General features: G+C 60.8%; 9 protein-coding genes and 1 pseudogene. 6 read left to right on the forward strand and 4 right to left on the reverse strand.

The genetic code is table 11. From position 1 onward, the window contains the following. The first annotated feature begins 344 nt into the window (after window positions 1-344). The gene (locus AC07PF_RS30040; RefSeq protein WP_494614342.1) at window positions 345-1,466 is read left to right on the forward strand and encodes a Fic family protein; all 1,122 of its coding nucleotides are present in this window, start codon (window positions 345-347) and stop codon (window positions 1,464-1,466) included. 78 nt (window positions 1,467-1,544) lie between these two features. Then, window positions 1,545-2,168: pseudogene (locus tag AC07PF_RS30045) on the forward strand (IS30 family transposase); the annotation flags it as partial. Between the two features lie 134 nt (window positions 2,169-2,302). Here AC07PF_RS30045 and AC07PF_RS30050 read toward each other — a convergent pair. The 4 genes from AC07PF_RS30050 to AC07PF_RS30065 all read right to left on the reverse strand — a co-directional run bounded on the left by AC07PF_RS30050 (window position 2,303) and on the right by AC07PF_RS30065 (window position 5,891). After that, window positions 2,303-3,256 (reverse strand): sce7725 family protein, encoded by a 954-nt coding sequence (locus AC07PF_RS30050; RefSeq protein WP_494614343.1) that lies wholly within the window; start codon window positions 3,254-3,256, stop codon window positions 2,303-2,305. A gap of 43 nt (window positions 3,257-3,299) precedes the next feature. Beyond that, window positions 3,300-4,172: a sce7726 family protein gene (locus AC07PF_RS30055; protein ID WP_494614344.1), complete on the reverse strand. Its 873-nt coding sequence runs from the start codon at window positions 4,170-4,172 to the stop codon at window positions 3,300-3,302. Window positions 4,173-4,323: 151 nt separating this feature from the next. Further along, window positions 4,324-5,370 carry a purine-nucleoside phosphorylase gene (locus tag AC07PF_RS30060; RefSeq protein WP_494614345.1) on the reverse strand — a complete coding sequence of 349 codons (1,047 nt, stop codon included), beginning with the start codon at window positions 5,368-5,370 and terminating at the stop codon, window positions 4,324-4,326. A gap of 107 nt (window positions 5,371-5,477) precedes the next feature. After that, window positions 5,478-5,891 carry an ankyrin repeat domain-containing protein gene (locus AC07PF_RS30065; RefSeq protein WP_494614346.1) on the reverse strand — a complete coding sequence of 138 codons (414 nt, stop codon included), beginning with the start codon at window positions 5,889-5,891 and terminating at the stop codon, window positions 5,478-5,480. 104 nt (window positions 5,892-5,995) lie between these two features. Here AC07PF_RS30065 and AC07PF_RS30070 point away from each other — a divergent pair, with 104 nt between their 5' ends. The 4 genes from AC07PF_RS30070 (at window position 5,996) to AC07PF_RS30085 (ending at window position 12,315) form a co-directional block, all read left to right on the forward strand. Then, window positions 5,996-6,679: a TetR family transcriptional regulator gene (locus AC07PF_RS30070; RefSeq protein ID WP_494614347.1), complete on the forward strand. Its 684-nt coding sequence runs from the start codon at window positions 5,996-5,998 to the stop codon at window positions 6,677-6,679. Between the two features lie 203 nt (window positions 6,680-6,882). Beyond that, complete coding sequence (locus AC07PF_RS30075; protein ID WP_494614348.1) at window positions 6,883-8,760, forward strand: hypothetical protein; 1,878 nt, start codon at window positions 6,883-6,885, stop codon at window positions 8,758-8,760. Between the two features lie 41 nt (window positions 8,761-8,801). After that, the gene (locus AC07PF_RS30080) at window positions 8,802-10,115 is read left to right on the forward strand and encodes an alpha/beta hydrolase (protein ID WP_494614349.1); all 1,314 of its coding nucleotides are present in this window, start codon (window positions 8,802-8,804) and stop codon (window positions 10,113-10,115) included. Between the two features lie 94 nt (window positions 10,116-10,209). Then, window positions 10,210-12,315, forward strand: a complete 2,106-nt coding sequence (locus AC07PF_RS30085) for a UvrD-helicase domain-containing protein (RefSeq protein WP_494614350.1) — start codon at window positions 10,210-10,212, stop codon at window positions 12,313-12,315. Window positions 12,316-12,336 lie beyond the last annotated feature (21 nt).

Raw genomic sequence — 12,336 nt, forward strand, 5'->3', positions numbered from 1 at the left:
TCATCTAACCTCTGATGTGAGTGACAAGATAGCTTGACCTAACTTCCTTAGCCTCAAGCTACGTTGCCTATCATCTAGCCTCTGATGTGATTGACAAGATAGCTTGAGCTTACGAGTTGCGCCAATTCATGGTAGGTGGCTTCGAAGCAAGTTGCTTCGCTCTTAGCTAGCGCCTGCAACAAAGATGCAGCACGAGCACTCAGCACAAACTTTGCACTGCGTCCTTCAAGACCAGACCCACAAAAGTCGACCCAAAAGCATTTGCTGTCAATTTTTAAGAAAATTTGATCATCAAAGCAATTTGATGCTAAAATTCAATTAAATTTTCACATCAAACTCCTTTCATGCAAAATATTAATCTTGATTCAGCGGTCAACTACCATTACGGTAAGTTTCCGCCTTCATTACTTGATTACGCATCTCTAGTTCCCCAACTCGTTAAAGCGACTGATGCCGTTGCGCGATACGATCAAATGCTTAAAAACATGCACAACAGCGAAATACTGTTGGCACCCTTGCGCAACCAAGAAGCAGTTATCTCTTCTAGAATGGAGGGAACTGTTAGCACAATGGATGAAATTTTAAAATACGAAGCCGACTATGATGAATCAAGCAAAGAATCACCTCATACTCGCCAAGAGGTAATTGAAACATACTTATATCAACGTGCACTGACAGCCTCACAACAAGCAATGCTTTCGGGCCAACCTTTGTCGCCATATTTGATTCGAGCAGCACATCAGACACTGCTATCATTTGGACGAGGAGCAAGCAAATCTCCGGGGCAATACAAAATAGAGCAAAACTACTTAGCGGAGCGAGGGAAAAAAGTTTTGTTTATTCCGATCTCTCCAGAGTACCTACAAGAAGGCATGGATAAACTTTTTCAGTACATCAACGAAAGCAACGATACACCTCTTATAAAAGCAGCCATATCACATATTGAATTTGAAGCACTCCACCCCTTCAAGGACGGTAATGGACGAATAGGCAGAATGATAGTCACACTACTACTATGGTCATCCAAGGTTATTTCAGCACCGCATTTTTACTTGAGCGGCTACTTGGAAGAGCATAAGGATCAATATATAGACACGATGCGAGCAGTCTCCGAAAAAGATGACTGGACTGCGTGGTGTTCATTTTTTCTTGAAGCAATAGAAAAACAAGCCATCCGCAATCTCGAAGTCGCAGAAAGTATAAACAATTTATATGAAGAAATGAAAATTAAATTTAGCAAGACACTATCATCGAAATGGAGTGTGTCAGCGCTCGACTTTGTTTTCACTAACCCCGTATTTCGAAATAACAAATTCACTTCCGGAAGTGGAATTCCTGGACCGACTGCCTCAAGATTTTCAAGAGTACTTCTTGAAAATGGCTTGCTCAAAATAATTGAGGAACCCTCAGGGCGAAGGCCTGCCTTATACTCTTTTGAACCACTAATGCAATTAGTTCGCGTCTAACCATCCGCCTCGAATAATCAATTAAAAGCGGAATATTCAAAACTGAAGTGCAACACCTGCCAAGCTGAAGGTCCGCAGATGCATTGCTCCTCCCGTTCTAGCCACTACAGCCAGCTGCAGCTCAGACCGCGTCACCATTGCCAACCTGAAGCAGCAGACTACAGCGTGCGGGCCATCGCAAGGCAGCTGCGGCGCTCACCCGCCACAATCAGCCGGGAGCTGCTGCGCAATGGTCACCCATCGGGCCATCCATCGGACTATGACAGCTTCAAGGCGCAGAACCTTTGCCTGCAGTGCAGGCGCTGTGGCAGGCCCGCAGTCAAGCTGCACCCTGACTCCATCCTGTGGGGCTTGGTGAGCCATCTGCTGCGGCTTCACTGGTCGCCCGAGCAGATTGCCCTGACACTGGCACGCTTGCATCTCCAAGGCCATGAGCACCGCATCTCCCACAAGTTCTACACGAGACCATCTACAACTGCATCTATGCCATGCCTGTGGGCGAGCTGCGCAAAAGAGCTGATCGCCACCTTGGGCCATACCCACAACAAGCGAATGTCGCGCAGCAAAGGCAAGGACCGCAGGGGACAGATCACCGAGATGCTGAGCATTCACGTACGTCCGCCAGAGATCGAAGTCCGCCAGCGCCCTAGGCACTGGAAAGGTGACTTTATCAAAGGCGAACGCAATGCCAGTGCGGAGGGGCCTTGGTGGAAATTTCTACAGACGCGATACCATGCAAAATTCGCAGCTCATCCACAATTAAAAAATCCTGAACACACAAGTCCACCCATTACATAGCGCCACGAAGGAAACTCCATATTTTATAAAAGGAATTTTTACAAAGACCCAGAAAGCACATCAAGCATTAGACAAATGTGATGATCAATCTGCAACTCTTTATTCTTCCCAAGACCTGGGTATTCAGAAGATTTTACGTGAGAAGCATATGCATCCAGCGCAAAATTCACTCCGAATTCTGTGGGTCGTTTTTTAGCGGCCGTAACCAACTTCCTCACAGCTTGCAGATATTTTCCACCGACATCGCCAATTTCCTTGACAACATCATCGGAGACAAAATGCTCGACCCAAATATCGAAAGTCAATTTATTTCGATAAATTGCATGCATAGCCACAGCATGTGGAGTTGATCCACCATCACGAAATACGGAGCCCACAGATGTGTAATCTCCGAACCCTATGCCGCTAGCCTTGAATGTTTTGTGCCGATCTGTAAAAAATTCGGGGCCGCCGTAATCAGCATTACGAGCAAGCTTATTGAAGTCATCTTGAATATCTACTAGTTTTCCCTTTGGCAGCATCGCCCGCTGTGCCGCAGGTATTTTTCCATTCAAAACGATATGAAATTTTACTCGGGCAGATCCTGCAAGAGATTTTAACTCCGCGTCGCCAAGCCCGGGGCTTGCATAGACGATAGCAGTATCACCTTCTGGAAACAATTTAAAAAATGCATCTAAATTAGATTGCTTGGACTGCGCATGGCAACGATATGCGGGCAACAGAACTTCACTAGAATTCAAAACCGGCTCTACAAAAGATCTCCATTCTTTCACTGCGGCATTGCTATTAAGCTGGTGCTTATCTGGATTAATTATTACGGCGATACGATTTTTAGCTTTTCCATAGGCATCTAGACAGCGTAAAAGATCATCGGGCTTGAGGTTCACAGGTTCAATGACCGGAACAAGTGACTCAAGAGAACGATGATCTGAAAGCATCGCTCGCAAAGCTAAAAATTCGGACCGTCTTCCATACAAAAAAGGAAAATACATGTCGCCTCCCCCTTCCGGCAATTCTGCCGACAGATGAAAGCACTTATCTTATATGTAACAAGGAAGGAGATGCAAGAACTGAAAGCACACGACTCCGTTGAAGACCGGAAAGGGGTGTCGCGTACCCTAGCACACGCAGGCTTTGCGGCAGTGCTGACACGTAATCCACATAGGCGTCGTCAGTCGTTCTTGAACGCATCGCGTCAACTAGCGCCTGATGAGCTTGGATAGGCGTCAGCTCATTAAAATTTTTCTCATAATGTGAAAAAATCAAACCACTTGGTAATCTGGGCTGCTTTCCGCACGCTTTTTCCACCGCTGCTATGTACTCATCCCGCCGAAGCATGCGAATTACGGTCGATTGACAAATATGCTGAGCGTTGCTCAGAGCAGGACGCACAACACTCAAATTTTCTTTTTTTGTCAAGGAAATAATTCCCACTCGAGGATCAAGAACACTTTCAAATTTCTGAATAAATTCAGGATGAGTGACCAAAAAAACTCGATCGAATGCCTTCAAATAGTCAGCAGATTGCGAATTCAGGCGCTTTGACGTATCCAGCTCCGTTTTAATTTCATAGGCGGTGGACGTGCCATTAAACACAGCAACATCAACAATGGAGCGTCCAACTTGAAGCTCGATTTGCATAGCTGCAGTTTTTGGACTATGCCGTCCGAAAACTATCCGATTCGCAAGGGCTGTCTTGTAGACGTACTCGTTGCGATAGTGCTTCCTGATGTCCTCGAATGATCTCTCGAACACATCTGCAACTGTAGCGTCTGATGCCTGCCCCTTTCCTGCCGTTGACGGCAGCAACGACAACACATGAGCTGCACTACCGCTTCGGGCCAGAGCATCCAACATTGGACGAGTAAAAATCTTAGCTAGAGTTCGATGGCGTTCGTTCGACATCATGTTGGTAAGTCGGTGTTGCTCACTGGCGTTAGAAAGCTTTTGGCAAGGTTTCTGCATTGCATGCGCACTATAGCGAACCGCCATCGCTTAGTCTGCCCAAAAACATTGAAGAAGCACGCACGAAATCATCGAAGGGGCCGCGAGCTAAACCCTACCGCGCCGGCACCCCACCCCGCCACTGCCCCCAGTTCCGCACGATGTGGTCCACCACCCGCGTGCCCACCAGCGCCACGTTCTCCACCGTCTCCGCAAAGCCCCCGGCCGTTTCGCCCGGCGCAGGATCCAGGTGCGCCAAGGTGGTTTCGTTCGGGTTGCCCTGGTCAAAATTGACCGCGCCGCGCAGGCTCATCAGGCGGTCGGTGCCGTGGGTGCGCTTGACCACCAGGGCAATGGCGGCGGCCTCCATCTCGGTGATGACGTAGTCATCCGCACCGTAGAGCTTGGCGATGTACTGGGCTTGGCGGGACATGCCGGGGCCGTGGAAAAACGTGTCGCCCGTCATGTGGGTGCCGCTGGTCACGGCAGGGCTGCGGCGGGCCGCTGTGTCGGGGTAGCGCAGGCGATAAGTGCGGGCGCTGTCGGAGTCCTTGAGGGGCACGTCCACCGTGAGATTCATGGCCCAGTCCACCAGCAGCGGGTTCAGTTGAAAGCGGCGGTATTCCTCGTAGCCCTTGCGCGGCATGAAGGTGGGCGCGCCGGCCGTGTTCTCTTCAGGCGCCCAGCGGTGGCCCAGGTCATAGTCCACCAGCCAGGTGCCCCAACTCACATCGGCAATGGTGCCGCGCTGCGGCGGCGTGCCGGCCACGCCGGAGATTACGTAGTACGACTGCGCGAAGTCGAACTTCGGATTCAACAGGATGGCCTGCATGGATGCGGACGAGTTGACCTTGCCCATGCCCAGCACGGCGCCGCACACGCCATCGGCGTTGCAGTAGACGGGGCCCAGTGCGCCGGGCACGATGATGGGGGTGGCGTCTTTCCAATACCGCTCGTACCAGTGCTGGAACTCGCCCGCACGGTCACCGGTGTTCTTGCCGATCTCGAACATGGCAGCGACGAAGACCTTGACGCGGATGGGTGCGGCATTGCTGGTGGTGGTAGTCGCAGAAGGTGCTGTGGAACAGCCGGCAATGGACAGCGCAGCCAGGGCCAGCAAAAGCCAGCGCGCGGGACGGAAAGAAGCGTTGTTGAAGAGCATGGAAGACACCTTGGCAAGGGAAATGAAAGTGGCTGTGCCTTGTGGGCGGCACATGCCAACGGCACCGCAAGAAATGCGCCATTGTGCGCCGCGAAATCCGTGGCGGATCAGTGTGGCCGGTAGCGTTGGATCAGGGACACGATCGCTTTGCCAGCGTCGTCCTTGCGTCGCTGTGCACGCATGCGCGCAGTGTTCCCCATCCATCCTGTGATGTCAGGGTCGGCCCCCTGCTGGAGCAGCAACTCCACCATTTCCGGATAGTCGCGCTGCACCGCCAACGAGAGCGGTGTCTCGCCAATCGTGGCCTCGTCATGCGCGTTGACGTTGGCGCCCTGCTGGATCAACCATTGCGCTACCCGGTAGTGCTCGCCCTCCACTGCGTAGTGCAGCGGGGTGCGGCCCAGGTCATCGAATGCGTCGAGCGCGTGGTTGCGTGCGGCCAGCAATCGACGCAGTTCTTCCTGATCGCCATCGGCCGCCGCACGGTGCAGGCGCTCTTTCTCGAACCAATCGTCATCCATGGGCATGGTCCCGAGGGTAACCCGCCAGCACAGCCATGGGCTCGCCAGTCCATTGAGGGCAAGCCCTAATGCACATGAATTAATTCAAGTGCATTATTCACCCCATGATGCCTGCCCTTGCCTCGTCTGCCGATGATCCTTCGCCGCCAGCCCCCTCCCCCACCGACCCGCAGGCCACCCGCACCCGCCTGATCGAAGAGGCCATGCGGCTCATGGCCCGAGAGGGGATGAATGCGGTGTCGCTGCGGCGCATCGTGATCGCGGCGGGGGCGCAGAACCCTTCGGCGCTGCACTACCACTTTGGTGGGCGCGATGAGTTGATCGAAGCGATCACCAACTTCCTGCAGCAGTGGCTGGAGCCGCGGGCCTGTGCGCGGCTGGAGGCGCTGGCCAGCCAGCCGGGCCACACCGTGCGCGATGTGGTGGAAGCCGCCTTTGGCCCCGTGATCGCCATGCTGGGCGAGCCCACGCTGGGGCGCGATGCCGTCAACTTCATCGGGCGGCTGGGGTGGGACTATGGCGAGAAGGGCCAGGTGATCTCTGCCGCCCTGCACCGCCGCACGCTGGAGCTGACCCTGGCAAGGCTGCAGGCGCTGATGCCCGCCGTAGGGCGCGAGACGATCCAGTTTCGGCTGCTGCTGACCATGAACGCCGTGTACTACGGCATCTCGTACCGCAGCTACATGCGGCGCTCGCCGTTCGGGGCGATGGAGTTGTCCATGCCCGGCAACGAAGCGCGCGAACAAGAAGAGTTTTTGGCTTATCTGGTGGCTGGGTTGAGCGGCTAACAAAGCCTCCCTGGCGTCGTTGTTCTGTCTTGCCGTACCTGCAGTACTGTCTGCGACAGAAGCGCCTAGCCAGAGAGGCTTTCTTAACCGCTTTGAACCACCTGTGATGAACCGCGCGTGTGCGTTGCCTGGGCAACGCACCTGCAGCGCCAGCTTGCGCCCATTTTTTATCCACCACTTCCCACACCATCAAGGAGACAAGCATGCAAAAGAACAACAGAGATATCGGCAACCACTACACCGGCGCGCCCCTGCGCCGTACGCTGCTCGGCCTGACCCTGGCCGCTGCGCTCACGGCCTGCGGCGGTGGCGGGCAGGCGCTGGTGGATGGCGGCAGCACCACCACCGGCGATTTCACCATCAGCACGCACGAGCTGGCCAGCCGCGCCAAGGCGGCGCGCACACCGGGCACTGCAGGCGTGGCGGTGGCGGCGGGCAGCAAGCTGGCCACGCAGTTCGGCGCGGCGGGGCCCGACCTGAACCGGGTGCGCTACACGCGCTATGGGCTGGCAGCCAACGCGGGCAAGCCGGTGGATGCGGTGCTGGTGGCGATGCCGGGCACGCTGGCGGCATCGCACAGCTACCTCATCCTGGCCGAGAACCTGGTGCGCCGCATGTGGGCCGACCACAAGGCGGTGGTGGAGGTGTGGGGGGTGGACCGCCGCTCCGTGGCGCTGCAGGACATGGAGGGCCTGCAGATCGCCGAGCGCGCGCGCGATGCGGCGCTGGGCCTGAACTTCTTGTACGGCGGCGAGCTGGGGCTGCCGCTGCCGGCCCAGCTGGCGCGGCGCGCGGTGTTCCACGAAAGCCGCGAGATCCCCTTCCTCGCGGACTGGACGCCGCAGGTGCATTCGCTGGACCTGGATGCGGTGGTGACCGCAGCGCACACGGTGGCGCGCGACGGCAATGTGTTTCTGGGCGGGCATTCGGCGGGCACGGGCTTTGTGGCGCGCTATGCGGCCACGGACTTCAACCTCACGGGCACGGGGCCGGCGCAGCCTGGGTATGCCAAGCTCAAGGGGCTGGTGCTGTTCGAGGGGCCGGGCGGCGCGCTGGCAACGAGTGCGCCCACGGCGGCGCAGCTCGATGCGGTGGTGCGCGCGGCCGATGGCGGGCTGTATGCGGCCGTGGCCTCGGGGGCCGAGCCGGGCTTTGTCTCGCGCCCCGGCCTCACGCCGCGCGTGAGCGCATCGACCGAGATCGCGGGCATGCAGATGGCCTTTGAAGGCACCATCAACGGCACGCAGGCGCTGCTGCAGGCGGACCAGGGGGGCGTAGCGGGCAACAACGTCTACAACCGCGTGGCGGACTTCACCAAGCGCGACTTCCCCGTGACGGCGGGCGCGGCCATCGGCACCTTCATGGACGATGACAACCTGCAGCGCACGGTGTTCTATTCGGTGTCCATGGGCGCCCTGGGCCCGGCGCGTGCCGACGGCCTGCGCACCTGGCTGGACAACACCGACCCGCTGCCTGCAACGGCGTACCGCGACTTCGGGCCGCAGCCGGCCACGCTGGTGGCCAACCCGCCCGCCTGGGGCAAGGAGGTGGAGCCCACCAACCTCAAGCGCCTGTCGCGTGCGCTGTACCTGGGCAACACCACCTACAGCGACTGGTACTACCCCAGCTCGGGCCTGCTGCTCGCCAATGCCGAGGGCAGCGGCGGCGCCAACCTGGGGCTGGATACCAGCGCCCTGTCGCTGCCCGCCAGCCAGGGCGGGCGCGGCCGCGCCGACATCGTGAACCAGACGCAGGCGCGAAAGATCGACATCCCCGTCATCGCGTTTGGCGGCACCAACGGGCTCACACCCGTGGCCGGCATCTGGCGCGGCTTTGCCGAGGCGATTGCGCCCTGCGCCGCAGCCAGTTGCAAGGCAGGCATTGCGCGCACCCCCGCAGGCCAGGCCACGCTGGTGGCCAACCGCCAGTACGGCGGGGTGGAGGGTGGCTTTGAGGTGCACATGAGCGAGGGCTACTCGCACGTGGACATCGTCACGGCCGACGACGATGCGACGAACAACGTGATCCGGCCGCTCGCAGCATTCCTGCAGCGCAATGCGAGCGCGGGGGCCGGCAAGTGATGCGGGGCCTGCTCCTGTCACTGGCGCTGGGTGGCGCCACCATGGCCCACGCCGCAGACCCTGCCCCTCTGAACTGCCTGAGCCCCGTGCAGCACGAATCGCCTGCACCCGGCTCGGCCGAGTGGAAGCAGCGCGATGCCGACAACATGGCCTGCGCACGCCAGCGCATCGACGATTTTGCGAGCCAGCCCGCCGCGCTGTTCACGCCCGGCAAGACGCCCGCGCTCGACGCCTACCGCAACCCGGCCAGCCATGCGGACAAGCGCTTTCGGTACACCGAGGCGAGCACGCCATCTTCCGCATCGGGCAAACCGATTGCGGTGGAGATCTACCGGCCGTGCGCTGCGGGCACCTGCACCGGCCTGCCGGCGGGGCTCAAGACCTTCGAGGCGCCCTACCCTGCGGTGGTGATCGTGCACGGGGGCTACAGCTCCAAGCGGCTGCACCGCTCGGCCGCGCAGGTGCTGGCCGAGGCCGGCTACATGACGATTGCGCTGGAGACCACGGCCCCCATGGGCACGCACGGGCCCGATGCGCAGAGCGTGGTGGACTGGGTGTTTGCCACACCCAAGGCGCCGGTAGCAGGCGCCAACTTCTTCCCGCACTGGGACCAGCTCGACACGCGCATGGTGGGCATTGCCGGCCACTCGCAGGGCGGCAGCACGGCCAGCCTGATCGGCCAGGCGGACAAGCGCATCCGCGCCATCGTGGCCTGGGACAACCTCACCGCGCTGAAGACCGGCTGGGTCGACAAGATCGGCATGGACCCGCCGGCCGACCTGGCCCTGCGCACGCCGGCGCTGGGCATCGGCGCCGACTATTACTTCAAGGTGGTGCCGACCACCGAAGCGCCCGAGCCCGCCAAGGCCAACACGCAAGGTGGCCGGGGGCGCGGTGCCGAGCCCCACCCCAAGGACCCGGGCTACCAGGAGCTGAAAGGCGCCGGCGTGGACACCATGCTGGTGGTGCTGCGCGCGGGCACGCACCTGGACTTCTCGCTGTTCGGCGGGCCGGCCAGCCGCCATGGCGAGAGTGTCATCAACTACTACACCCTGGCCTGGTTCGACCGCTACCTGAAGGGCGCGCACGACCCGGCGCTGGCGGCCGATGCGTACCGGCGCCTCACGGCGCAAACGTTTGACGATTCGGCCGACCGGCACAACATCAGCCAGGGGCTGTACGACAAGGCCGCCGCGGGCGATTCGGTCCTGAAGGGCAACCGGCCCTACCTGGTGGGCGGCACGCCGGTGCGCGACCGGCTGTCGTTCTACTTCCAGTCGCGCTGCGTGATCACCAAGCCGGGCAGCACGCTGCGGGTGGGGTCGGAAGACATGCGGGCAGCGGGCTGCCGGTGACCGGTGCGGCGGGCCCGCAGCGCCGCAGGGGCTTGTGGCGCAGGGCCTTGCCGCCAGTCAGGGACAATGGCACCCCGCCCCGCTCACCGACTCCATGCCCGCTCCACGCTCTCCCGCCTCCGCCTCGTCTGCCGCACGCAGCTGGGCCCACACACGGATCACGGCCACCGCCGAGCAGCGGCGCGTGCTGGACTCCACGGCGCCGGCCATCATCATCAGCGCGCTGGCGGGCACGGGCAAGACGACCACGCTGTGCATGAAGGCCTGCAACCTGCTGGCCAGCCTGCAGGGCCAGCGCGAAGCTGCAGCGCCGCCACGCATCCTGGTGCTGGCGTATTCGCGCGCCGGGGTCACGGCGATACGCGACCGCATGCTGCAGCTGCATGGTGCCGTGCCGCGCAGCATGGAGGTGCTGACCATGGAGCAGCTGTGCGAGGCGGTGCTCAAGGAACAGGGTGACCCGGTGGAGCGGCTCGACGACCCGGTGCGCCGGCGTTTTCTGATCCTGCAGGCGCAGCAGGCCCTGCGGCTGGAGCTGGAGCACAATGATGGCAGCGGTGGCAGTGGCGGTGAGGGCATCGACGACGCCCTGCTGGGACAGAACGTGGACATTGATGCCTTTCTGGCCTTCGAGGCGCTGGCCAAGAAGAAGCTGCTGGAGCGCGAGGTGGAGGACTCGGGCCTGGACCTGCGCGCGTTTTGCGAAGACCGCGACCTGGACTACGGCCTGTGCCGCCTGTACGGGCAGTACGAGCGCATGCGCGTGGGCATGAACCACGAGCCGCGCTTTTATGCCGAGGGCGACTGCACCTTCGAGCTGTGCCGCCAGCTCGGTGGGCTGGACTGGGACCAGCCCTTCGAGTGGCTGCAGGGGCGCTACAGCGCCGTGCTGTTCGACGAGCTGCACGACCTGGACGAGGGCGCGCTGACGGTGCTGCGCAAGCTGGTGCAGGGCGGCAATGGCTTCTTCGTGGGCGCGGGGGATTTCAACCAGCACATCCACGAGGGCTCGTTCTCGGTGTTCGGCGGCGGCATGCAGCGCGTGCGCGAGTGCCTTCCGGCGGACACACAGGTGCTGAGCATCAACACCACGCGCCGCTTCGGTGCCGATATCTGCGCGGCGCTGAACCCGCTGTTCGGCGTGGAGTTTGCGCCGGTGGCGGGCAGCTCGGACGCGTTTGCCCACCTGACCTACGACAGCGACGAGCACTGCGCCGCGCAGCTGGTGGAGCTGCATGGGCAGATCGTCAACGGCTGGGGCGCCTTGCAGCAAGCCAAGGGCGACCAAGGCGCACAGCACCACAGTGCGCTGAACGTGGTGCTGCGCAACCCGCAGGACAGCATCTTGCTCGAATGGGTGTTCGGCCACGAGGGCGTGCACTACGGCTGCCAGGGCATGAGCCCCTTCTACCTGCGCCGCGAGGTGGCGCTGGCGCTGGCGCTGATGTGGGCGCTGCAGGGTGATGACGGCCATGAGCGCTACCTGACCCCGGGCATCGTGGGCGCTGCCGTGGAGGGCCTGCTGCACTATGGCCGGCGCACGGCACGCAGCGGTGCGGCGGACGTGGACCTGCTGGCCCAGGGCCAGTTCGACAACGCGGGCTGGACCGACCTGCCCGGCGCCGACGAGGGCAGCAAGCTGGCTGCCACGCTGCACAGCGGAGCCACGCGCATGCGCCGCTACATCGCGCACGGCACGCTGAACCCGAATGCGCCCGAGCTCAAGGACGCCTGTGCCGAGATCATGGCCCTGCCCGCTGCGGCGCGGGCCGCCGTGCTGGCCGATGCCGGCGCGTTCTGCCAGCACCCGCTGGTGCGGCGCATCTTTGCCGATGCGCCCATCAACGGCACGGAGCGCAGCGCCTGCATGGCCAGCCTGGACAGCTTGGCCCGCCTGGCGCACGGCCTGCCCGTGGCGGAGCTGCTGGGTCGCCTCACCTTGCTGGTGACGACGAGCATTGCCATGCACAACGGGCCTGAGCCCATCAGCCTGCGCCTGTTGAGCGTGGACGCCTGCAAGGGCCGCGAGTTCACCTTTGTGGCCGTGCCCTTCGTGGAGCGCGGGCGCTTCCCGGGCCCCGCATCGCACCAGGAGGCCTACCGCGAGCGCAACATGCTCTACGTGGCCACCACGCGGGCGCGGGCGGCGCTGTGGGTGCTGGAGAGTGCGGCTAAGCCGGTGTGGCCGGGGCCGGTTTAGGGCCTGGCTTGGCAGCCAGCC

The organism is Acidovorax sp. GW821-FHT10A04 (genome assembly GCF_059415825.1).